The sequence below is a fragment of the Microvirga sp. HS2 genome (assembly GCF_055792805.1).
Genome location: NZ_JBVVAJ010000021.1, coordinates 75821 through 96502 on the forward strand (window position 1 = coordinate 75821; position 20682 = coordinate 96502).

22 protein-coding genes, 1 tRNA gene and 5 pseudogenes are annotated in these 20682 nt (G+C 61.1%); 13 read left to right on the forward strand and 15 right to left on the reverse strand.

Annotation, left to right across the window (positions count from 1 at the left end; all coding sequences use genetic code 11):
• Positions 1-338 precede the first annotated feature (338 nt).
• Positions 339-1040, reverse strand: coding sequence for a response regulator transcription factor CtrA (gene ctrA / locus ACS5Q0_RS17805; RefSeq protein ID WP_473127991.1), 702 nt, complete (start codon positions 1038-1040; stop codon positions 339-341).
• 527 nt (positions 1041-1567) lie between these two features.
• Between ctrA and ACS5Q0_RS17810 the strand changes: the two genes are divergently transcribed.
• A complete protein-coding gene (locus ACS5Q0_RS17810; RefSeq protein WP_473127992.1) occupies positions 1568-1972 on the forward strand; it encodes a flagellar export protein FliJ in 405 nt (134 codons plus the stop codon).
• Positions 1973-2035: 63 nt separating this feature from the next.
• Here ACS5Q0_RS17810 and ACS5Q0_RS17815 read toward each other — a convergent pair whose 3' ends face one another.
• Positions 2036-2647: a GNAT family N-acetyltransferase gene (locus ACS5Q0_RS17815; RefSeq protein ID WP_473127993.1), complete on the reverse strand. Its 612-nt coding sequence runs from the start codon at positions 2645-2647 to the stop codon at positions 2036-2038.
• A 198-nt stretch (positions 2648-2845) separates the two neighbouring features.
• Here ACS5Q0_RS17815 and ACS5Q0_RS17820 point away from each other — a divergent pair, with 198 nt between their 5' ends.
• Entirely contained in the window at positions 2846-3859 is a 1014-nt protein-coding gene (locus ACS5Q0_RS17820; RefSeq protein ID WP_473127994.1) for a lysylphosphatidylglycerol synthase domain-containing protein, read from the forward strand.
• A gap of 64 nt (positions 3860-3923) precedes the next feature.
• Here ACS5Q0_RS17820 and ACS5Q0_RS17825 read toward each other — a convergent pair.
• Positions 3924-4145: pseudogene (locus ACS5Q0_RS17825) on the reverse strand (helix-turn-helix domain-containing protein); the annotation flags it as partial.
• Between the two features lie 236 nt (positions 4146-4381).
• Positions 4382-4657 (reverse strand): CtrA inhibitor SciP, encoded by a 276-nt coding sequence (gene sciP / locus ACS5Q0_RS17830; RefSeq protein ID WP_009763782.1) that lies wholly within the window; start codon positions 4655-4657, stop codon positions 4382-4384.
• A 230-nt stretch (positions 4658-4887) separates the two neighbouring features.
• Between sciP and mnmA the strand changes: the two genes are divergently transcribed.
• The 8 genes and pseudogenes from mnmA (at position 4888) to ACS5Q0_RS17870 (ending at position 9717) form a co-directional block, all read left to right on the forward strand.
• Complete coding sequence (gene mnmA / locus ACS5Q0_RS17835; RefSeq protein WP_473127995.1) at positions 4888-6042, forward strand: tRNA 2-thiouridine(34) synthase MnmA; 1155 nt, start codon at positions 4888-4890, stop codon at positions 6040-6042.
• A 23-nt stretch (positions 6043-6065) separates the two neighbouring features.
• A complete protein-coding gene (locus tag ACS5Q0_RS17840; protein WP_473127996.1) occupies positions 6066-6707 on the forward strand; it encodes a class I SAM-dependent methyltransferase in 642 nt (213 codons plus the stop codon).
• A 125-nt stretch (positions 6708-6832) separates the two neighbouring features.
• Positions 6833-7039, forward strand: coding sequence for a hypothetical protein (locus ACS5Q0_RS17845; RefSeq protein WP_473127997.1), 207 nt, complete (start codon positions 6833-6835; stop codon positions 7037-7039).
• Positions 7040-7220: 181 nt separating this feature from the next.
• Positions 7221-7297 (forward strand) — tRNA-Met (locus ACS5Q0_RS17850).
• Positions 7298-7677: 380 nt separating this feature from the next.
• Positions 7678-7872 (forward strand): annotated as a pseudogene (locus tag ACS5Q0_RS17855) (amino acid ABC transporter ATP-binding protein); the annotation flags it as partial.
• Between the two features lie 139 nt (positions 7873-8011).
• A pseudogene (locus tag ACS5Q0_RS17860) lies at positions 8012-8574 on the forward strand (class I SAM-dependent methyltransferase).
• 121 nt (positions 8575-8695) lie between these two features.
• Positions 8696-9159: pseudogene (locus ACS5Q0_RS17865) on the forward strand (EF-hand domain-containing protein).
• Positions 9160-9429: 270 nt separating this feature from the next.
• Positions 9430-9717: a hypothetical protein gene (locus ACS5Q0_RS17870; protein ID WP_473128014.1), complete on the forward strand. Its 288-nt coding sequence runs from the start codon at positions 9430-9432 to the stop codon at positions 9715-9717.
• A 98-nt stretch (positions 9718-9815) separates the two neighbouring features.
• Here ACS5Q0_RS17870 and ACS5Q0_RS17875 read toward each other — a convergent pair.
• Positions 9816-10109 (reverse strand): annotated as a pseudogene (locus ACS5Q0_RS17875) (hypothetical protein); the annotation flags it as partial.
• A gap of 160 nt (positions 10110-10269) precedes the next feature.
• Entirely contained in the window at positions 10270-12246 is a 1977-nt protein-coding gene (locus ACS5Q0_RS17880) for an AI-2E family transporter (RefSeq protein WP_473127998.1), read from the reverse strand.
• Positions 12247-12614: 368 nt separating this feature from the next.
• Here ACS5Q0_RS17880 and ACS5Q0_RS17885 point away from each other — a divergent pair, with 368 nt between their 5' ends.
• Both ACS5Q0_RS17885 and ACS5Q0_RS17890 read left to right on the forward strand, forming a co-directional pair.
• A complete protein-coding gene (locus ACS5Q0_RS17885; RefSeq protein ID WP_473127999.1) occupies positions 12615-13793 on the forward strand; it encodes a DUF2382 domain-containing protein in 1179 nt (392 codons plus the stop codon).
• 413 nt (positions 13794-14206) lie between these two features.
• Positions 14207-14320 carry a DUF6489 family protein gene (locus ACS5Q0_RS17890; RefSeq protein ID WP_473128000.1) on the forward strand — a complete coding sequence of 38 codons (114 nt, stop codon included), beginning with the start codon at positions 14207-14209 and terminating at the stop codon, positions 14318-14320.
• A 312-nt stretch (positions 14321-14632) separates the two neighbouring features.
• Here ACS5Q0_RS17890 and ACS5Q0_RS17895 read toward each other — a convergent pair whose 3' ends face one another.
• The 6 genes from ACS5Q0_RS17895 to ACS5Q0_RS17920 all read right to left on the reverse strand — a co-directional run bounded on the left by ACS5Q0_RS17895 (position 14633) and on the right by ACS5Q0_RS17920 (position 17761).
• The gene (locus tag ACS5Q0_RS17895; protein ID WP_473128001.1) at positions 14633-15067 is read right to left on the reverse strand and encodes a hypothetical protein; all 435 of its coding nucleotides are present in this window, start codon (positions 15065-15067) and stop codon (positions 14633-14635) included.
• 46 nt (positions 15068-15113) lie between these two features.
• A complete protein-coding gene (locus ACS5Q0_RS17900; RefSeq protein ID WP_473128002.1) occupies positions 15114-15317 on the reverse strand; it encodes a hypothetical protein in 204 nt (67 codons plus the stop codon).
• Positions 15318-15383: 66 nt separating this feature from the next.
• Positions 15384-15602, reverse strand: coding sequence for a hypothetical protein (locus ACS5Q0_RS17905; RefSeq protein ID WP_473128003.1), 219 nt, complete (start codon positions 15600-15602; stop codon positions 15384-15386).
• A gap of 46 nt (positions 15603-15648) precedes the next feature.
• Complete coding sequence (locus ACS5Q0_RS17910) at positions 15649-15888, reverse strand: hypothetical protein (protein WP_473128004.1); 240 nt, start codon at positions 15886-15888, stop codon at positions 15649-15651.
• A gap of 954 nt (positions 15889-16842) precedes the next feature.
• Positions 16843-17088 (reverse strand): hypothetical protein, encoded by a 246-nt coding sequence (locus tag ACS5Q0_RS17915; protein ID WP_473128005.1) that lies wholly within the window; start codon positions 17086-17088, stop codon positions 16843-16845.
• 289 nt (positions 17089-17377) lie between these two features.
• Entirely contained in the window at positions 17378-17761 is a 384-nt protein-coding gene (locus ACS5Q0_RS17920; RefSeq protein WP_473128006.1) for a PRC-barrel domain-containing protein, read from the reverse strand.
• Between the two features lie 209 nt (positions 17762-17970).
• Here ACS5Q0_RS17920 and ACS5Q0_RS17925 point away from each other — a divergent pair, with 209 nt between their 5' ends.
• Entirely contained in the window at positions 17971-18141 is a 171-nt protein-coding gene (locus ACS5Q0_RS17925) for a CsbD family protein (RefSeq protein ID WP_473128007.1), read from the forward strand.
• A 213-nt stretch (positions 18142-18354) separates the two neighbouring features.
• Here the strand turns inward: ACS5Q0_RS17925 and ACS5Q0_RS17930 are convergent, their stop codons facing one another.
• From ACS5Q0_RS17930 to ACS5Q0_RS17940, 3 genes are all read right to left on the reverse strand, one after another.
• The gene (locus ACS5Q0_RS17930) at positions 18355-18633 is read right to left on the reverse strand and encodes a DUF6894 family protein (RefSeq protein ID WP_473128008.1); all 279 of its coding nucleotides are present in this window, start codon (positions 18631-18633) and stop codon (positions 18355-18357) included.
• A gap of 291 nt (positions 18634-18924) precedes the next feature.
• Positions 18925-19074, reverse strand: coding sequence for a hypothetical protein (locus ACS5Q0_RS17935; protein ID WP_473128009.1), 150 nt, complete (start codon positions 19072-19074; stop codon positions 18925-18927).
• 546 nt (positions 19075-19620) lie between these two features.
• Positions 19621-20682 (reverse strand): AI-2E family transporter (locus ACS5Q0_RS17940; protein ID WP_473128010.1); only part of this gene is annotated, 1062 nt, incomplete at its 5' end.

Below are 20682 nucleotides of genomic sequence, written 5' to 3' on the forward strand. Positions count from 1 at the left end.
GCGATGGCGAAATAACCTTCACCAGACTCGACGCCGTGATTGCGCCAGCCAGGATGAGGTACTCCCGACCAACGGGATCATTCGCTCAAAAGACGAATGGCACGGCAGTCCCCTCAATAAGGCACGGATGTCTGCCAGCCATGAGAGCATCAGACCCAAAAGTGGAATCCACTTTTAGACCTATCCGGTGCTCTCTTCTTGAATGAGCGCGTCGTTGAATGCGATCTGCTGGGTCCACACGATGCGCAAGCGTATCGAGGTCATTTATGGCCCTCAGCATTCGCTTTATAAAAAAGCCCGGCACATAGCCGGGCTTTTTGTTCTTTTTACCGCTTCGCTCAAACGGCGATGCGCTCGTCGGCTTCGTTCGGCTCACGCAGCACGTAGCCGCGGCCCCACACCGTCTCGATATAGTTCTTGCCCTGAGAGGCATTGGCGAGCTTCTTGCGCAGCTTGCAGATGAAGACGTCGATGATCTTCAGCTCCGGCTCGTCCATGCCACCGTAGAGATGATTCAGGAACATCTCCTTGGTGAGCGTCGTGCCCTTGCGCAGCGAGAGCAGCTCGAGCATCTGGTATTCCTTGCCTGTCAGATGCACTCGGGCGCCGCCGACCTCGACCGTCTTGGTGTCGAGGTTTACGACGAGATCGCCTGTGGTGATCACCGACTGTGCATGCCCCTTCGAGCGGCGCACGATGGCGTGAATGCGGGCAACCATCTCGTCCTTGTGGAAGGGCTTCGTCAGATAATCGTCGGCGCCGAAGCCGAGACCCTTCACCTTGTCTTCGATGCCGGCCATGCCGGACAGGATCAGGATCGGGGTCTTCACCTTCGCGACGCGCAGCGTGCGCAGGACCTCATAGCCCGACATGTCGGGCAGATTCAGGTCGAGAAGGATGATGTCGTAATCGTATAGCTTGCCGAGGTCGATGCCCTCTTCGCCGAGATCCGTCGTATAGATATTGAAGTTCTCGGACTTCAGCATCAGCTCGATGCTTTGCGCTGTCGCGCTATCGTCTTCGATGAGAAGTACGCGCATGTCTATTCCCCAGCCCATGCCCTGGAGCTTGCGGGTTGCTTGCCGCTCCCCATCCGCCATCGGGCCTGCGGCGGATGCCCTTTTTCACTGATTCGTGACGCTAGTTCAGAATGGTTAACAAACCCTGATTCATGCATGCAAGGGCTTAACGACATGGCGCCGCCAATCTGTCGCTCAAAGTGCTTAGCCTGTGGATTCAAGGTGCCCATACGGAACTCCGCCGCTCCATTCGAAACCGTTGCAAACGAAGGGTTTCGCTCGCTCGTGCCTGTCGCTCCGTCCGAGCTTCAGGCGTGACAGGGGCAGTGTTAACGAAATCAGTAAACGAAACGTTGACGCAAGCCTTGCGCAAGCCTCGCCGTCGGTCGCGAACGGGCAAACTCCCTCTAGGTTGCTCTCCTTCAACGGCTTTTCGGTCGCGCCGGTAAGGAAGAGTCAACTTCCGTGTCCCATGATGCCTCATGCCCGGCAGATAACTGAGCGATCCGGCGGGCACGTGAAACAGCGACGTGTGGAGTTGAATCAAAATGAAGTCGCGGGATACGCTCATCCGCCTCAAGCGCTTTCAAGTCGACGAGAAACGTCGGAGAGTGGCGCAGATCGAGATGATGATCGCCGAGTTCGACCGCATGGCGGCTGACCTTGATCGGGAGATCGCAGCGGAGGAGCAGAAGGCCGGGATCACTGATCCGAACCATTTCGCCTATCCGACCTATGCTCGCGCCGCGGCCCAGCGGCGGGACAACCTTCGCATGTCGGCTCAGAACCTTCACACCCAGCTCGACGATGCCAAGGCCGAACTCGGAGAGGCATTCGAAGAGCTGAAGAGAGCCGAAAGCCTGGAGGATCGGGAGCGCGCCGGCGAGCGGTCGTCTCTGGATCCGGCCATCAGCCAGATGGGACAGGCGCGCGCCCTGCGGGCCATCGCCTGATCATTTCATCCGAACGGATCGGAAGAGGACGCGTCGCAGCCCGACGCGTCCTTTTCTTTTACCTCAGCCGATCACCGGGATATGGGGGGCGCAGTCCCGCGGAAGGTGCCCCTGGAGCCGGGGATCGTCCGATACCTCGATGGCCCGACGATAGGGTGTGAAGCCTGAGCGCATGTAGAAGACGAGGGCAGCCGGGTGATCGAGGCTGCAGGTATGAACGAAGAAGCGATCGATCGGCCGGGCGAAGGCCCTGCGGATCGCCTCGCTGATGAGATAACGTCCGGCCCCCTTTCCGATCACTCCGGGCACGAGGCCCAGGAAAGCCAGCTCGGCCTCTCTCTCAGGCCTGAAGTCGAGCTCCAGAAGCCCGATATCGTCCTTGCCGTCGTGGAGAGCATAGGCTTCAACCTTCGGGTCTCCGAGAATGCCGGCAAGCTCCTCGTCCGACATCATCACACGGCTGAACCACAGCCAAGGCTCACCGATCCTCCGGTACAGAGTTCTGTAGCGAGCGCGATCGGCGTTGAGGGGCTGAAGCGACCAACCTTCCTGAGCTTCCGCGCGGAGGGCCGGGGGAGGGGGACGCATTTCGAGATAGGTGACGACGGCCGCGATCTTCCCCTGCGGCAGATCCGTGTAACCGCTCAGATTCAGCACCGTCTGGGGTTTCGTCATGGGGCCACCTCCGATCCGACCATCCGCGTCACCGCTCTGTCACGGGTCCTCCCGAAGGGCAATGCCGGATCCGGCCGAACGGGTGGCGCAGGTGCTGCCGGATCGGACGTTATGTCCGTACTTTCAGAGCCGTTTCCTCTTGCAGTTCGAAGGGATTATAGGGCACAGAGAATGGAACGAAGGAGCACGACCGTCTCGATGAAGAAAGTGCGTGAGTTCATCTGGCCTGTCATTGGGCTTGTAGCGGTTGTCGTATCCATTTGGCTTCTCTATCGCGAATTGCGCGGGATGTCCCTCGACGATGTTTGGGGCAGCCTGACGGCGGTGCCCTCCCATCGTTACGCTATGGCCGCCCTGTCCACCCTGGTCGCCTACGCGGCCCTGGCCTGGTACGATCGGATCGCGCTTCTGCACCTCGGCGTTCGCCATATCTCGTGGCTTTTCGTTTCCATTACGTCCTTCACGACGTATGCCTTGTCCCACAATATCGGCGCTTCGGTGTTCTCGGGCGCCGTCGTGCGCTATCGCGCCTACACCTCCAAGGGCTTGGGCGCGCCGCAGATCGCCGTTCTCGTGGCCCTTTGCTCCTTTACGTTCGGTCTCGGCACGATCCTCCTCGGCGGCGTGGTGCTGACGGTCGATCCGACGCTCCTGCACCGCCTGGAAGACCTGTTGCCTTCCGCGCTCACCAATCCGGCAACGGCTCGCGGCGTCGGATTGCTGCTACTGGGTTTCGTCGCTCTGTACGTGGCAGGCTCGATCCTGCATCTGCCCCCGCTCGTGATCCGCAAGGCCAAGCTGGAATATCCACGTCCCGCCATCATGGTGCGCCAGCTGATTGCCGCTCCTCTTGAGCTGCTCGGGGCGGCCGGCATCATCTATTTCGTGCTTCCGGCGCATCTGGAGCCCAATTTCCTGATCGTGCTCGCCGTGTTCCTCGCCTCCTTCTCGGCGGCTCTGGTGAGTCATGCACCGGGCGGGCTCGGGGTTTTCGAGCTCGTGTTCCTCACGGCGATGCCCGATATTCCCAAGGCGGATGTGCTCGCGGCGCTCATCATCTTCCGCCTCTTCTATCTTTTGATTCCCTTCGCCATGTCGCTGGTGGTCGTGCTCCTCTTCGAGCGGGCCCGGCTGGCGCAGGCTTGGCGGACGAGAGGAGCCGTGGACAGCAGTTCCATCCCGCCGCCGCCGCTCTCGTCATCCGATCAATAGGATAGTTCGGACCGCGCAGGCTGCCCGGCCTCTCGCATAGGGAAGAAGGGATGGCGTCCGACCCTCAGGCGGTCAGTGGTGGCTTCTGGCCAGGTTCAGGCACCTGGATCCCGGCTCCCATATATTCATTCAGCTTGTTGCGCAGCGTCCGGATCGAGATGCCGAGAATGCGGGCCGCATGGGTCCGATTTCCGAGACAATGGGTCAGGGTGTCCAGGATCAGGTGGCGCTCCACATCCGCAATGGTATGCCCCACCAGGATCCGCCTGAGCGCTTCGACGGTCTGATCGGCGGCAGAGGAGGGCGAGAGGGCTGCATGGGAAGGGGCGAGGAGCTGCTGTTCCGGCATGTCCTGGGCGCTGAGCACGATTCGTACCTATCCAAGTGAAGAGTAAGGATTTATGCCCAATGTATGGTTAGGAACACCTTAACGGCCCAGCTTCGCCCTGGAGCGGCAGGCAACGAAAAAGGCGCCGCCCGGTGGAGCAGCGCCTCGTTCTGGGTTCTGTCACGCTTTCAGGCTTACTGCCGGTATTGCTGAATGCGGGTGGTCCGGAGGCCGGCGAGACCATGCTGATCGATGGACATCTGCCAGCTCAGAAATTCTTCCGTAGTCAGCGTGTAGCGCTGGCAGGCCTCTTCGAGGCTCAAAAGACCGCCCCGGACGGCGGCGACGACTTCGGCCTTGCGGCGGATGACCCAGCGGCGGGTGCTGGAGGGAGGCAGGTCGGCAATCGTCAGGGGACTGCCGTCGGGCCCAATGACATACTTGACCCTTGGGCGGTGGGGTTCGGTCATGATACGCTCACACAAAAATTCAACGACCTTTGCTAGGCTCGAACCTAAAGGGTGGGGCTTAATGTTTTCCTAAGCCCATCCAGGCGGTTACGAGTGAGCCTAAGCTTAGCCATAAACGTTAACACGGGCTTATTGCGGCACGTTTCTCTTTAAGAATTCACCGGGCATCGCTATAGAAGGGCTTTGGCCCCTCCCGTGCGCCGCCTTGAACGGCGCCTCTGGACGGAACGATGCTCAACTCACTTGATCTTCCTAAAAGCCCTGCCGAGACCCGTGTCGTGGTCGCCATGTCGGGCGGCGTGGACTCCTCCGTCGTGGCTGCGCTGCTCAAGCAGCAGGGCTACGATGTCATTGGCATCACGCTGCAGCTCTACGACCATGGCGAAGCCGCTCACCGCAAAGGCGCCTGCTGCGCGGGCCAGGACATCTACGATGCCCGCCGCGTGGCGGAAGCCATCGGCATCCCCCATTACGTGCTCGATTACGAGGAGCGCTTCCGCGCGGCCGTCATCGACCGTTTCACCCAGAGCTATCTGGCGGGCGAGACGCCGATCCCCTGCGTCGAGTGCAACCGCTCCATCAAGTTCCGGGATCTTCTGGAAACCGCCAAGGAACTCGGCGCCGACGTGCTGGCGACCGGGCATTATGTGGCGAGCCGCCGCCTGCCGGACGGACGCCGCGCCCTGCACAGGGCGGCCGATCCGGATCGGGATCAGAGCTATTTCCTTTATGCCACGACGCCGGAGCAGCTCGATCTCCTGCGCTTTCCCTTAGGGGAGTTGCCCAAGGAGCAGACCCGTGAACTGGCCCGCGAGTTCGGGCTCACCGTGGCCGAGAAGGCGGATAGCCAGGATATCTGCTTCGTGACGCAGGGCCGCTACAGCGATGTGATCGAGCGCCTGAAGCTGGGCGCCGTCCAGGGCGGCGACATCGTCCATGTGGATGGCCGGGTGCTCGGTCGCCACGATGGGATCATCCACTACACCGTCGGGCAGCGGAAAGGCCTGGGCCTGTCCGTCGGCGAGCCGCTTTACGTGGTTCGCCTTGACGCCGCCGAGGCTCGAGTGGTGGTCGGCCCCCGTGAGGCTCTCGCCACGCGCCTCATCCGCATCACGGACGTGAACTGGCTCGGGGACGAGCCGCTGAAAGCCCTTGGTGAACAGGGGAGGGAGGTCGCCGTGCGGGTCCGTTCCACCCGCGAGCCGCGCCCGGCCATCTTACGGTCCACAGGAACCGACGCTACTGTCGAGCTGTTATCGGCGGAGGATGGGGTGTCTCCCGGTCAAGCTTGTGTCATTTATGAGAGCGATGCTCCGCGGGCACGGGTGCTTGGCGGAGGCACTATTGCCCGCACAGTTGCCGAAGCCGCGCCCGCCGCGGCCTGAGGCGTCCCTCTGAAGGAACTTGCATGACGGATGGAGCGACTACGGCCCTGATGCGCAAAGCCTACGCGCGTTGGGCGCCGATCTATGACCTTGTTTACGACAAGCTGACGGAGCCCGCCGCCCGGGCGGCTGTCAATGCCGCAGTTGCCTGCGGTCCGAAGGTTCTTGAGGCCGGCGTCGGCACAGGCCTGTCCCTGGGCTATTACCCCCGGCATGCCGAGGTTTACGGAGTCGATCTTTCCGAGGATATGCTGCGCCGGGCACAGGACAAGGTCGAGAAGCGCGGCTTGTCCCACGTCAAAAGCCTGCAGGTGATGGATGTGACCCGCTTGGGTTTTCCCGATGGGATGTTCGATGCGGTGACGGCCCAGTTCATCATCACCCTCGTGCCGGAGCCCGAGGTGGCCCTGTCGGAGTTCGCCAGGGTTCTGAAGCCCGGCGGCGAGATCGTGCTGGCCAACCATTGGGGGCAGCCTTCCGGACCCATTGCGGCTCTGGAGGAAATGGCGGCGCCTCTCGCCAAGGCGATCGGATGGAGCTCCTCCTTCAAGGCCTCCCGTGTCGAGGATTGGGCCAACAGGACCGGGTTCATGGAGGTGGTCGAGCTCAGGTCGCTCTTCCCTGCCGGCTTTTTCAAGCTGATGAGGATCCGGAAGCGGGCTTAAGGCCCGCTTTTCCGTCTTGAAAGCCCTTTTCCTGGTGATCGAGGTGACTTTTGCGGCCTGGACCCTATTTTCTTGGTCTCAAGTCCCTGCACATAATTACGAAAGTCATTCCGATGCGTCTTTTCATGTTCACATCCCAGGCCAAGGAAGATCTGCACGCATTTGCGGGTGACGAATCCGGCAGCAAGCTCCCTGCCAAGTATGGTCCCTGGGGTCTGACCGGCAGTCTCGGCTCCCGCGAGACTCCTCCTCACAAGTTCTCCCGCAGGACGATTGAACAGGCCATCTCGACGGAGGGCTTTCAGCTTTGGCGCATGAAGCCCAAGGGGTAAGCCCGTCTGAGCCAGGGAGCCGATCGTTCGATGGCCTTGGCACCGACAAAACAGCTTGGCCGTTCGGGGCCTGAGAAAAACCGACACAAATTCACCGGATGCCTCAGGCTCTTTCTTGACACTGAGGCCTAATCTTCCCTATATCGCCGCATGCCTGACGCGGGTTCGCCCCGCGGCTTGGGGCGGAGTAGCTCAGTTGGTCAGAGCAGAGGAATCATAATCCTTGTGTCGGGGGTTCAAATCCCTCCTCCGCTACCATAACTAATTCTAAGAAAAGACTAATGTTTTTCGTAAGCGCCCTGCTCGGGGCGTTTCGCATTTTTGGGGTCCGGGGCACACCGGGGGCACAAACTTAGCCAGTGCCTCACTTTCTCTTTTAGGATTTCCGTCGACGCCCTGAACCTGAGTAACCGGCTCGGTGCCGTTGTGAGTGGAAAGGCCGCGATAGCTTCGAGACCGAATCAAGGATTCGCCCCATGCTCCGCGCCGCTGCCATCCTTGCCGGCTTTCTAATTGCCCTGGCTTCTGCCGACGTGATCGAGAGCCCTTGGCGTGCCGGGTCGTTTGCGGAACTTGCCGAAGCGGTCTTCGATCACGGTGGCGTAAAAATCTCGAATTGTCACCTTGAGTACCATTACACCATGGTGGGTCTCGCCGAAGAAGGCATGACCATGCTCTGCGTCACCCACGAAATGGGCTTCGCCCGTCAGGTGGCCGACCGGGTGATCTTCATGGATTACGGGCAGATCGTGGAGATGAACACGCCCGACGAGTTCCTCAAGAACCCGCAGCACGAGCGCACCAAGCTCTTCCTCTCCCAGATCCTGCACTGACTGGGACCTTCTCCACGCAATGGATGCTGCCGGCGGACCACGAGACCGAATCGAATTCCAGGCCTGCTTCGGCGACGCGGGAGAAGAGGGATGGGGGTTCTACAACGACGTGGTGCTGCCGGGTCTTCTCGACCGGGCGATGAGGAAAGAGGAGCTTGTCGGCTATGGCCAACGCGTCGTCGGGGCGGCCCGCGGCCGGGTCTCGAAGTCGGCATCGGCTCCGGCCTGAACCTGCCGTTCTACGGTCCGAACGTGACCGAGATCATCGGCCTGGAGCCATCCCGGCCCCTGCTTGAAATGGCATCGCGCAGGGCGGGAGACGGCAAGACGGTCTCCTTTCTGCCGGCATCGGCCGAGGCAATTCCGCTCGATGCCGGCAGCGTCGACACGATCGTGACCACGTGGACGATGTGCTCGACCCCGGATGCCAGGGTGGCGCACGCCGAGATGCGGCGCGTGCTCAAGCCCGGTGGCGAGTTCCTGTTCGTCGAGCACGGCCGCGCACCTGATCGCTGGGTCGTGCAGCTCCAGCATTGGCTGACCCCCGCTTGGCGGCCGCTCGCTGGGGGCTGTCATCTCAATCGGCCGATCGCGGATCTCATTACGGCGGCCGGGTTCAAGGTGGACGATCTGCGGACGGGCTATGCGCCCGGTCCGAAGCCCTTCACGTTCCTGTACGAAGAGCGTGCGAAAGGCGCCTGAGCGGGGGCTGCCGGGAGGGCAGGGCAAGGGAGGCCAAAGACCGACTGGTTGGGGGCAAAGCCGTATCACGGATGTCACCGACGCGCTCCGTTGAACGCCTGAAGACAAGGAGGAACCCACGATGTTGACCACACTGTCACGCACAGCCGCCTTGGTCATGATAATCGCCGCCGGCATGACGGCAGCGGCCACCGCGCAGACCACCACGGCCGATTCGCACCATCCCGGAATGACGCTAGCACAGGCGATGCCGCCGTCCGGTACAATGGGACCGGGCATGATGAGCCAGGGCCAGGGAGCACAGGCCGGTCAGTCAACCACCATGCCGCCCGCTCAGCCCGGCATGATGTCGGGATGATGCAGCCAGGAATGATGGGGCAGGGCTCGATGGGTCGCGGCATGATGGGCATGCCCGGGCCCATGATGAAGATCATGTTCGCCATTGCCGACACGAACGGCGACGGCAAACTCTCCTTCGACGAGGTGACGGCCATTCACAAGCGCATCTTCGACCGGATCGACGCCAACAACGACGGCGGGACGAGGACGAATCCCGCCGCCTCATTGAGCACCTGCGTGAGCTGACATTGGTCCTTTCGGCCTACGCCTGCTCCATGAAAGGCGAGCGATGTCATCAGGCGACGAGATCGGAACGTCGCGTTTTGGCACGGGGCTGACGAAAGCCGGACTTCCGCAGTCATAGGGTGAGCCGACCTTTATCAGGCCATTCCTAACGGCTCAGTTTGACCCCAAGCGGACATTCCGAGCCTGCGCTGAAGGACATATCGAGGACATCGGCATCATGTGCTGCCGACAGCGGGGCCATGTCAGGTTCGCACGTCCCAAGGATCGGGCGTGTGTTTCCGCATCCGCCATCTGGGAAGCCTACGCCGGTGCGCCGTGCGACCAGGCAATGCTGTCGTCGCGGACGAGCCCCATCAGCTCGGCCAAGCGGGTCCTCGCCCGGTTGACCCGGCTCTTGATCGTCCCGACCTTGGTCCCAAGGGATTCGACCGCTTCCTTGTACGACAGGCCCTCTCCAACGATGAGCAGCAGGGCCTCGCGCTGCTCGCAGGGCAGCTTGGCAAGCGCCGTATGCAGATCCTGGACCGTGATCCGGCCCTCCCTGGTCTGGGAAGGTGATCATCGTTGCCGCATGAGTTCCATCGGTGTCCTCCACCGCGCTGCTTCGTACGGCGGCCGGAGAAGAACAGGTTGCGCAGGGTGGTGAAGAGCGAAGCTTGGCGATTCGTGCCAGCCTCGAACTCCTCTTGCTTGTTGATCGCTTTCAGAACAGTCTTTTGCATGAGATCCTCAGCCTGATGCATATCCTGGGTGAGCCAGATCGCGTGGGCCCGGATGACTTGCGCCACGCGATTGAGAAGCTGGGCCAAGCTCCGGGGCATCTTCCCTGCGTCGGGATGGCCGTCGAGAGCGCGCAGCTCGCGCCCGAGATGGGTCTGGATGGCGTCGGTGCGGGAAGGGAACTCGGCGAGGTGGGAGCGTTCGTTAGGGGGCACTGGGTCATCGTCCATCGGCTGCACCAGGCTGGGGTGCTTTCAACCGTGGAAGAAGGCGGCGGAAGCGGAGCTCGCTGGTGCCGAAGTCAAGGATCGCTCATGCCAAGAGCCATCTGAAGCCAGACGCGGGCCGTGCAGTTGCTCCCGTTCGACATGTTATCCGGCTGGGACCGGGTCAAGCGGCGCTGACCGCGATAGATCCGTTCAAGCCCTGGGTCGCCTCTCTCCTGGCCACCTCCAGGCACACGGCCATCGCCTCCCGCAGGCTTGTAGCAACGAGATCCGCCCGGACCGCCTCCCGCAGGGCCACAGCAGCCGCGGCGTCCATTCCCTCGACCCAGCACCCCAGCAGGATTTGCGCCTGCGGCATCTTGCGGCGAAGGCGACGCACCGCGTAGCGCATGTGTGCCGGGCTTCCAGCATCGAGATAGGACAGGCACACCATGGCGACACCGGCATCGTCGATCCTCGCAACGGCCTGGATCGACAGCGAGGCTGCGCTTTCCACCCGAGCGTGAAGCCCATGCTTCGTCAGGAGCTGCGCCAGCATCAGGGCGGTCGCCTCGTCGACCGCGCTCTGGCCGGCAATGCACAGGATCGGTGTCTCACCCCGGAAGCGCGGATTGAGCTCCTCCGGCGCCAGGGTCGGAAGGTCGGTCCTGCCGCCCTCGTCCTCGCTGGCCTCAACGGCGGCGACCGCCTCCGGATCGTCGGTGCGGCCGGATTTCGGCTCCTGGTCGGGATGGTCGGAGAGATCGTCCACCAATTCCTCGACCGTTGCCCTCATCCGCTCCAAGCGGGCCTCGTCGAGGACGCCACGCAGGGCGTCGGCGCGGGCGAGCCGCAGGCCGGCCAACGCCACTTCGTCATAGTAGATCGAGAGCGAGCGCTCCTTCAGGAATTCCTCCGCAACGTCGGCGGCCTCCGCAGGATCACCGGCCAGCATGCGCTGGTAGAAGATCTCCGGTGGCGAGAGGGCCGGGCGGTCTCCAAGCATGACGTCGAGGAACTCGAGCCGCTCCACGTGCCGGCCGAGCACGACCAGGCACACCGTCAGCGGCGTTGCCAGCACCAGCCCGATCGGTCCCCAGAGCCAGGTCCAGAACGTCGCCGCGACAACGACCGCGACCGGAGAAAGACCCGTGCTATGGCCGTAGACGAGGGGCTCGACCACGTGGCCGGCGAGCGGCTCCATGACGACGAACAGGGCAGCGGTCATCAGCAGCATCGACCAGCCAGGATCAACGGCCGCCGCCAGGGCCAGCGGGAAGGCGGCGGAGATGAATGCGCCGATGTAGGGGACAAAGCGCAGGATCGCCGCGAGAATGCCCCACAGCACCGGGCTCGGCACGCCAATGACGTACAGGCCGATGCCGATTACCACGCCGAAGGCAGCGTTGAGGGCCAGTTGCGTCAGAAACAGCTTGCTCAGACGGTTGGCGGCATCATCGAGGGCGGCGGTGGTCTTCTGGAGGTCATGCGAACCGGCCAGACGGATCAGGCGGTTTCGCAGGTCCTCCCGTTGCAGCAGGATGAAGATCACGAAGATGATCACGATCCCGGTGGTCGCGGCGGGGTGGATGAGAGGGGTGATGAAGGCACCGAGGGTTTGCAGGGCGCCTGGGTCGGGCTGGCGCACTTCCACCGGGATGGGCTTCGTCTCGGTGGCAGGCACGGTGCTGGGCGTCAGCGGATTGGCCGACAAGGATGTCCCGGCCTGTGGCCTGTCGAGCTCCTTGCCGAGGTCCTGCAACACGTCCGCGGCCCGCTCGAGAGCGCTGCTGCCAGCAGCGGAGCCGCGCAGGGACTGCACCTTTTCGCGCATGGTGGCTTGATAGCGCGGCAGGTCCCCGGCGAGCTGGGTGACCTGCGTCGCCATGACGGTGGCAAGCGCCGTGATACCCGCGAAAGCGACCAGGACGACGCCGACGACCGCCAGCGCGCGTGGCACACGGGCCTTCTGCAACAGCCTGATGAGCGGAGCCAACACGAAACTCAGCAGGATGGCGAGCGCCACCGGAACGAAGACCTCGCGCCCGACGTACAGAGCCGCGATGACGAGAGCGATCATGCCGACGATGCCGAGGCCTGCGGACGGCGCGACGGGGGGAAGGAGGTCCCGCTCAGCGAGCTTGGGCTTCAGGTCTGACATTGTTGTGAGTTCCCGGGCCGCCGTCAGCTCGGTTGCAGCGGCCCGGCCCAGTGCGACAACGCCTATACAGCCGTTTCGCTCCGTTGCCCGGCTTAGCGCTGTCCGGCATGCCAAAGGAAACTGCCCGTTGATCAGGAACTGTGGGGTCCTAAAGCCGTTGCCATGTTGCGACGCAGCAAGCTCCTTCGCTGTTGCGAGATTGTCTTCCTAATATCTGCGCCGCCGCTCGCCAAAGGCTAACCAATCCCAAACTCCGCTCGCCTCGAGGAGCAATTGCTTCGCACTTCCAGCACCGTTCATAACAAGCGGGTCGGGCAACGGCATCCTGATCAGTATTGCGTCTAGCTTCATTTTTTCATGAGGACGACATGACGACCATCAGACAACTGCTTCAGACTGGCCCGGCCAAGGCCAACGAGCTTTTCGCCAAGCTCGTGGATACCTCGGACGGCGCGGTCAAGACGCGCGAGAGGCTATTCGCGGATCTCAGGGCGGAATTGGAGCTACTCGCGAGGCTCGAAGAGGAGCACCTGTTCCCGGTGCTCAGGAAACACAAGGCCACCAAGGGACTCGTGTCCGAGGCGCTCGCCGACAACAAGCAAACCAGAATTCTGCTCGACGAGCTTGAGGCCACGGCCAAGGACAGCGAGGAGTTCGCCACCAAGGTGGCCGAGCTGCGTAAGATCCATCAGCAGAGCGTGCGCGACGGGAAGAACGAGCTGCTGCCAGCCGTGCTGGAGGCGCTGAGCGACGAGGAGGCCCAGGCCATTGTCGATCGCATCGAGGCCGAAAAGACCGAGATCGAGGAGGCCCGGTTGGCGGAGGCTGAACAGCGCCGGATCGAGGCAAGGCGCGAGCGTGAGCAGGAAGCCAGGCGTCTTGCTGACCAGGAGGACGAGGCCGAGCGCGAGCAGGAGTCCCGCACGGCCGTCCGGCAGACCGTGGACGCCGTCGCACGGACAGGCGAGGCCACCGCTGAGAGTGCCACGCAGATGGTCCGCACGACGGCAGAGGTCGCGCAGCGGGTCGCAACTGCTCCCATGAGCACTGGCTCGGTTCTCTGGGATTCGATGTTCAATCTCTGGACCGCGCCGCTGGGCCGTGCCATGGCGCGACCCACCGCTGGGCAACTGTCAACGCAGGCGGAGGAGGTCATCCCGCTCGCCGAAGAGACCCTGGTCGTGGGCAAGCACACCGTGACCAGCGGCACAACCACCGTGCGCCGCGTTGTCGTGGAAACGCCGGTTCAGCAGCAGGTGTCGCTTTATGATGAGAAGGTCATCGTGGAACGGCGCAAGCCAGTCACCGATGCCGTGACGGGAGAGATCCTGACCGAGGTCACGATCGAGATGATCGAGACATCCGAGACGCCCGTGGTCGGCAAGAGCGTGAAGGTACGGGAAGAGGTCGTCGTGCGCCGGGAGCGTACTCGACGGATCGAGACCGTGCGGGATACTGTCCGTCGGGACGAGATCGAGGTCACGCGCTCCGACGAGAACCATCGTTCCGGCAAGACGCGGCCCGCAATAGCCTCCAGCCGCAAGTAAGATCACGAAAGCAACGCCTCACCTTGGATACGGGTCGTGATCGAGGACCACGACCCGTATGCCCGCAACCGGAACAGGAATGCCGGCGTCAGGGACTTCACCAAATCATCAGATTAGGCTCCGTGACAGCCATCCATGCTTCCGATTAGGGAGTTGGTTTCCGCGATAGCGCACTGCTTTCTCGTGAGGAGAACGGACAAGTGCTACCCGGTTTGAATACGAGGCGTTCACCATGCATGACGCCTGCTGTTGTCTCGAAACGACCTTGTCAGCCGCTGGAGGCTCGCGGCCTCAGGAGCGCGGACAAGGCATGAACCGGATCATGGGCGGCAACTCCGAACCAGCCCTGTTGATCGCCGTTGTCGTGGAGATCCACATCGGCCAAATGGCTGACCTCCGACAGGAGACTTCAAATGAAGGTCACGGTAAACATTGATTGCACACCGGAAGAAGCACGCGCCTTCTTCGGTTTGCCGGACGTGCAGCCTATGCAGGAGCACTTGATGAGCGCCTGTCCGCGAACCTGAAGGCGATGGACCCAGAGACGATGATCAGGACCTGGTTGCCGGCTGCCGTCAAAGGCTTCGAACAATGGCAGGACATGGTTGCATCCCAGATTAGCTCGGCAAGGCCTAAATAGATGCCCGTGCGGCGGTCACTGTCGTTCCAGGGATTTGAACGGGATCAAGGATCACCGAGGAGGCCTCATGTGTCCGCCTTCCCCACCTCGCCGACCCTCCCAAGGAGGTCAACCGTGACAGGCCGCAGATGGCAGGACACAAGATGATAAGGAATGCTTACCAAATTGCCGGATCTCTTGCAGAGAGGAGAAGTGAATTTCAGGGGGACGGATCCATCTCTGGGAAGGCGGCCTGATCAGCTTTGTTGCGTGCGAGAAGGGCTTGCAAGACTGCCAATATGGCTTCATCCGCCGCAGCCGCCGCCAGCTCGAAGGCAGCTTCTGCGTAGGTCTCTGCCTCATCAGCCTGAGCATCGAGCAGATAAGCCTTGTCATGTTCATTCTGTCGCACGTGAAGAGCATGCAATCCGGACTTCTTTTCCGCCACCCACGTCTTTGCCCTAGCATTGGCTGCCTCAACGGCCGCGCGATGGTCGTAGATGCGTTGCTCGACACGCTCCAGTTGGCTCTCAAGAGCATCTTGTGAGTGATTGAAGCTTGCGGCGCCGTTTGACTTTAAGGCTTCAAGCCGGCGGTCCAGGCCGTGAAGCTTGATGCGAAGCTCATCGCAAAGACGGCTTATTCTCTCGCTCATGCGAGGCTCCTTTCGAGATCAATTGCGATGGGACAGCAGGCTTGGCCTAACTCTCTCTTGCCTGCCATTCACGGCTATACTGACTCACAATCCCAGTGCTGAAGACTTTTGCTCCCGCACCAACGGCGTGGGCTTCCGCCGCTGCGGCGTTGATGGCGGCAACGCGGGAGTCGTACTCGCCATGATGTTTGCCATTCACGCGAATGCGCCAAGCGCCATGGTGCTTCACGACGTAAAATTCGGTCGACATCAACGGATCTCCACACCTGTGAGCCTGGAGTGAGGGCCTGAGCCGGCTCCAGGTTCGAGAAATTGATCAGAACTGCTTGCCTGCGATCCAGCGTTCGACGTCAGCCTTAGCCGTCTCATAGGGCAGGCTGTAGCGCACCTTCACCAGCGCAATCAGCTGCTCCTCGTTCTTGACCTGCGACAGGTCCAAGGTCGTCAGGCAACTCCACTGACGCTTTGCGTCGCTGCGGTACCCTGTCTTGCGGGTTACGGTCTCCTGGCTTTCGCCGCCCTGATAGCCAAACATCATCGCCTCCATGAAATGGGGCTGGTCTCGTCGTACAGCGACCGGCTCAAAGCTGCTTGTCCAAGGCCCAGAACTCGACATCTCTGGTCGCCAGCTCGTGGGACAGACTGTAGCGCTCTTCGACTTTCTCGATGAGTTCCGACGGGGTTCGGATCCCCAACACGTCGAACGCCGTCAATCGATCCCACCTGGCTTGCATCATCGGCAAGGCGTGAAGCGTCAGTCCGGGGCCGTGGTGTGTTCGATAGTGCTGAAGATCGAATATGGAGCGGCTGTTCGGGCACATAGGGAACTTCCACCTCTCACATTTGAACCTTGGCCAATCAGAAAGTAGGCCCAAAGCTCATCTCAAATTAATATGGTGGGAGCAAGTTGTAATTACAGGCTGATTGCAAAATAAATATCAAGTAAATACGGTTTATGTATCTTGGATTTCGACAAGAGAGTATGCTGTCGGCTAATAAATTACGCCGATATCAGGATTATTTGCTTAACGTATTCGGCATAATGCAGCCAAGGAGCAGGAAAATGTTAGGCCAAGCGGTTGTCTCGGTTCTGCTCATCGCCGGATGCCTCCTCCTCTACGAAGTGGGCACGCGGGAAAGAACGCTCAAGTATTCCAAAACCCTGCGGTAAAGGAGGACAACATGTTCGATAAAAATCGCCTGCCCTGGATCAATGATCCCCTGAACCTGACGCTCGTCATCGTTGTGATCCTGGCGTCGATTGCCTTGTACTTCATCGTCGTGCGCGGCTGGTCGTGGTGACAGACGAGCCGGATTGGCGACGTTGCCCGAGGACCGGAAAGGATTGTGTCATGAGAACGCATCACTACGCTGTCGGCCAGCACGTCAGCTATGCCGAGGCCTCACCACCGCATGATGTCTGGACCGGCCGTTACGAGATCGTCTTCCTTCCCTGCCGGAAACCGGGAGCCTCAGTATCAGATCCGGAGCGATAATCAGACCTATGATCGGGTCGTTGGAGAATCCCAACTCCAGGAGGATCTCAGCGCGAGGGGACGATGCGGTTGAGGGAAAGCGGATCAAGAGAGTTTAAGGCCGATATCGAGATCATGGCCTTGCATGAGACGATGGACCACATCCTGGTCGAAACTCTTGAGCAGATTGCTCGGACGCAGCAGGATCAACTACAGCGTCTGACGGAGCTTTGCGAAGCGCAAGCTGCGAAACCTTAAAGATCAACTCAGTGGAGAAGACCGCCTCTAGCGTTCGGGATGTCAGGATCTGATGATGTCGGCGTAGATTCGTTCGATCTGATCAAGATCCAATGAGCTCCCATCCGCGACTTTGATGCGAGCGCTTTCACGGTATCGGTCCGGCAGACCTTCCAATGCAAAGACCACAGCGTCCTTCAGGCTGCTGAACTGCTTGACGGTTCCCGGATCCCCCGTCTGCTGCCGGGTCGGCTCGTCAGGAGCGGACCAGACGACCTGAGCCGGCCGGCTGAGGTCAAGATGGCTCATGGCTCCGACTCTCCCAGTTGGACAGCCCAATCCGAATCCGGTGGCGCATCAGCAGCGACGCAATATGCCAAGGCCGGATGATGCCGCCGCTGTCGGTCACAATCCAATGAACCCGAGGCATCCGATCTCGCCACACTGCCGCAAGAGCTCCGGCGAGTGTCGAGAAATCCTGACCTCGTATCGCCCCATCGTCATCAGGCCAGAAGATGAGCCGGGCCGGTGCTTCAAAATTCATTGTCATCCGGCCATATGGCTCGCTACTTGCGGCGAGATGGTGACCGATGATAGATCAACGCTTCCACTTGCCCTCGTAACGAAACTCCGGGGCCGACTTGAGTTGATCGAGGTCGGCGTTCATCGCCGCATGCCACTGATTCTCGCCCTCCATATACCGGATCGAGATCGATGAGGGATCCACGGCCACATATCTTTGCCCGACACCCAAGATCTCGCCGACCGACAGCACGATGCCAGAGATCTGACCGCCTTCAAAGACGATGTCCTCGATCTTACCCATCTCCTTGCCGCTGGCATTTTGGACATCCAAACCGATCAGCCTTGAGCTGAGAATGGCATTGTTATTGACCGTGATGAACTGCGGCGCACTGGACGCGGCAGGCGTGCTCTGAGCCTGAGCCACAGTGGCAAAACCGAGGGCGGCGATGAGAACCATAGGAGCTGAACAGTGCATCGTATTCGTCCTAGAAGGGGCGCCCAACCCCAGTCTCACTCAGGATAGTGGCCGATTTAGGAGGATCATCCGCAGTGGTCTCCCTCACAGGACTTCCAGCTCATGGGGTGCGCTCATGCCACAGGAACGATCGTGTGCGCCAATGCTTGCTTCTGGTGACGGCGATACACGTCAGTTCTCAGGAGAGGGTCATGGACAAAAATCGCATCAAAGGCTCAGCGACACGCACGGGCGGCAAGATCAAACAGGCCGCCGGCGATCTGACGGGCGACGCCAAGCTCCAAAGCGAAGGCAAGACGGATCAGGCCAAGGGGAAGATCCAAAGTGCCGTCGGCAGCGTCAAAGACGCGCTCAAGAAGTAAGCCAAGTTGAGCTTGGTCTCGCCCCCACTTGTCGCGATCAGGCTCAACCGTGACCCACATTGTGGTGCCCCGGGGGGATCCAAACGTAGCCCGCTTTCTTGAGGGTACGCACGTGTAGGAACGCCTCGCCCTAGCCGCCTGCCAGCGCCAGCAAGCCAAATTGCTTCTTCAGGTCGAACCACGCCACCGTTCCCGTGACCGTCATCGAGAGGCCTAATCCGTTCCACTTCCTTTGTGATGTGGCTCGGCTGTGCCATCCGCCAAGCGATTTGCAGCCTCCATGAAGGGCACCGTCAGGACCGTCTCGCCCGTCTCGTCGGCAATCTCAATGGAGATCTCGTCCCGGGCCATCTCAGGAGGCAGGTCACTCCAGAGCTCCTGGGCTGATTTCAGAGCTTCCGTGTGAGCTGCTTGCACATCGGGCAGGACCTGGCCTTCCTCGTCCCTTTTGAAACCGTTCTGGTCACGGAAATGAAAGAAGAAGCGGGGCATGGGTGCTCCGACGCTTGCGGACAATAGCTGTCAACGCCGGGGGCCTCCCACCCTGTTCCATAAGGGCTTACTCCTCAGGCCGCCTTTTCCGGGGCGCCGATCCCCTGAGCCATCGTAAGGCCTCGCGAAGATGATCCCTCCAGGGACAGGCTGCATTTGCACCGCATAACCTGTCGCATACAGGACAGACAGATCGGGAAAGCGTTCCCGGTAAGCTCGGGTTGCCACCCAGCCATTGCCTCCCTGCATGGCGCTCACCAGCGACACGACGGCCGCGTGCGGGAAGTAGGCCTAGCGGATAGGATCGCCGGGTTCATAGAGCACCTGACGGTGCTCCAGTCCGACGAGGTCGAGATAAGGCTCGAGGGCCGGGAAGTCCTCTGGCTCCAGGCTAGCCAGGAGCCAGTTCGTGCGATAATCAGCATCGAGAGCCTTCGCCATGGCTGGGTCCCGTTCACGCGGATGAGTGAGGATCGCCTCAGCGTATGTGGTTTCCACAACCGGTCTACCCAAAGGTGCCGCTGTAAGCCATCGAGGGGTATTGCACGAAACGTGCCTGTGAGCCCGGAAGGTCTCTTCATGGTACACCTGAGACGCCAGCTCTCTAGCCCGAGGGTAGCAATTCCTCACATGACCGGATGTTCTTCCGAAGGAGCCAGGAATTCCAGTGCGTGGCTCAATCCGGATGTTAAGCGATGCCTTGTTGACACGAGTAGGCGGATGAATGCTAACGGCCAATGCTGGAGCAGTGGGTTCTTCACAGAACTGACCAGGTCTGGTCCGGCTCAGCGCTGCTGGATCTTAACGCCGAGTCACGCGAGCCCGATGCCCGTCGCGAGATGATGCGTGTGTTCCGCCAACACCCAAATACAGCCGCGTCTCCCTGCTTAGAGACTGGCCCCAAAGCCCGGATGGCAGGAGAGCCCGCCGCGACAAACGTCTCATTCGATCAACGTATCGGATGACGCTAGCACCAAGATGGTCATTCTAACGTGCTGAAGTCTCTGATCCCTCGAGGAAGTGTCCCAGGACCTTCAGCGGGCGCACCCGATCACAAACGATCTTCAGAATCGCCAGCATCGGAACGGCCAAGATCGCGCCGGGCACGCCCCACATCCAGAACCAAAACACCAGCGACAAGATCACCAGCACGGGGTTTAACGTGAAGCGCCGCGCCAGCAGCATGGGTGTCAGAGTTTCGCCCTCGATAAGGTGAATGCCGAGATAGAGGGCCGGCGGCAGCAGCGCCCACCATAAGCTGTCGAAACTCAGCATTCCGGCGAGAAGAAAGATGCCGATCCCAAACATCGGTCCCAAGATCGGAATGTAGTTGAGCAGGAAGGCTGTAGCCCCCCACAAGAGAGGATCTCCCAGCCCGCAAAAATACATCGCGGCCGCGGTCGCGACTCCCACCGCCGCATTCATGGCCGTGATCGTCACGAGATAGGCGGATATGTCTTCCTCGATCTGCTGGGAGATGTCGACGGCTTGCCGCTTGTCGCTGAACTTCGGCAGGATTTCGACGATGCGTCGAAGGAAGAGATCGCCCGACACCAACAGAAAGTAGAGCACCAGAACGGTCGTAAACAGGCCGTCGAGGATGGACCGCGTTCCCGTGAACAACGCACTTGTCAGGCCAAGATCGCGGCGAACCGCGATCGTGGAACCCTTTGGCCCGGAAGCGTCGGCGGCCTGCTCGGCCTGATCAATGACCTTTTGCAACGCTTGGATCGGCCCCGTGAGAACCGCCAGGTGGGCTTCGAGGCGCGGGATGCCCTGCGGCAACCTTTCCGTCCACGTCGCGGCGGGAATTGACAGGGCCGCTACGGCACCCACAAGGGTTCCAGTCACCAGCAGGATGGCTACGAGCGCTCCGACCGTCCGGGGGAAATGCACATGCTCCAGGAGACGCACAGCGGGTTGCACAAGCAGCTTCAACACGAAAGCGAGTACGACGGGAAGGATGATCGCGCTTGCCACGTAGAGCGCCGCCAAAGCGGCCAGGGCGAAAAGCCCACCGAGAAAGAACGTCTGCGGATTGGATGGCAG

Excerpts from the sequence above, each read along its gene's own strand:
- ctrA (WP_473127991.1), bottom strand. The coding sequence starts at position 1,040 with ATGCGCGTACTTCTCATCGAAGACGATAGCGCGACAGCGCAAAGCATC.
- ACS5Q0_RS17810 (WP_473127992.1), top strand. The coding sequence starts at position 1,568 with ATGAAGTCGCGGGATACGCTCATCCGCCTCAAGCGCTTTCAAGTCGAC.
- ACS5Q0_RS17815 (WP_473127993.1), bottom strand. The coding sequence starts at position 2,647 with ATGACGAAACCCCAGACGGTGCTGAATCTGAGCGGTTACACGGATCTG.
- ACS5Q0_RS17820 (WP_473127994.1), top strand. The coding sequence starts at position 2,846 with ATGAAGAAAGTGCGTGAGTTCATCTGGCCTGTCATTGGGCTTGTAGCG.
- sciP (WP_009763782.1), bottom strand. The coding sequence starts at position 4,657 with ATGACCGAACCCCACCGCCCAAGGGTCAAGTATGTCATTGGGCCCGAC.
- mnmA (WP_473127995.1), top strand. The coding sequence starts at position 4,888 with ATGCTCAACTCACTTGATCTTCCTAAAAGCCCTGCCGAGACCCGTGTC.
- ACS5Q0_RS17840 (WP_473127996.1), top strand. The coding sequence starts at position 6,066 with ATGACGGATGGAGCGACTACGGCCCTGATGCGCAAAGCCTACGCGCGT.
- ACS5Q0_RS17845 (WP_473127997.1), top strand. The coding sequence starts at position 6,833 with ATGTTCACATCCCAGGCCAAGGAAGATCTGCACGCATTTGCGGGTGAC.
- ACS5Q0_RS17880 (WP_473127998.1), bottom strand. The coding sequence starts at position 12,246 with ATGTCAGACCTGAAGCCCAAGCTCGCTGAGCGGGACCTCCTTCCCCCC.
- ACS5Q0_RS17885 (WP_473127999.1), top strand. The coding sequence starts at position 12,615 with ATGACGACCATCAGACAACTGCTTCAGACTGGCCCGGCCAAGGCCAAC.
- ACS5Q0_RS17890 (WP_473128000.1), top strand. The coding sequence starts at position 14,207 with ATGAAGGTCACGGTAAACATTGATTGCACACCGGAAGAAGCACGCGCC.
- ACS5Q0_RS17895 (WP_473128001.1), bottom strand. The coding sequence starts at position 15,067 with ATGAGCGAGAGAATAAGCCGTCTTTGCGATGAGCTTCGCATCAAGCTT.
- ACS5Q0_RS17900 (WP_473128002.1), bottom strand. The coding sequence starts at position 15,317 with ATGTCGACCGAATTTTACGTCGTGAAGCACCATGGCGCTTGGCGCATT.
- ACS5Q0_RS17905 (WP_473128003.1), bottom strand. The coding sequence starts at position 15,602 with ATGTTTGGCTATCAGGGCGGCGAAAGCCAGGAGACCGTAACCCGCAAG.
- ACS5Q0_RS17910 (WP_473128004.1), bottom strand. The coding sequence starts at position 15,888 with ATGTGCCCGAACAGCCGCTCCATATTCGATCTTCAGCACTATCGAACA.
- ACS5Q0_RS17915 (WP_473128005.1), bottom strand. The coding sequence starts at position 17,088 with ATGAGCCATCTTGACCTCAGCCGGCCGGCTCAGGTCGTCTGGTCCGCT.
- ACS5Q0_RS17920 (WP_473128006.1), bottom strand. The coding sequence starts at position 17,761 with ATGGTTCTCATCGCCGCCCTCGGTTTTGCCACTGTGGCTCAGGCTCAG.
- ACS5Q0_RS17925 (WP_473128007.1), top strand. The coding sequence starts at position 17,971 with ATGGACAAAAATCGCATCAAAGGCTCAGCGACACGCACGGGCGGCAAG.
- ACS5Q0_RS17930 (WP_473128008.1), bottom strand. The coding sequence starts at position 18,633 with ATGCCCCGCTTCTTCTTTCATTTCCGTGACCAGAACGGTTTCAAAAGG.
- ACS5Q0_RS17935 (WP_473128009.1), bottom strand. The coding sequence starts at position 19,074 with ATGGCGAAGGCTCTCGATGCTGATTATCGCACGAACTGGCTCCTGGCT.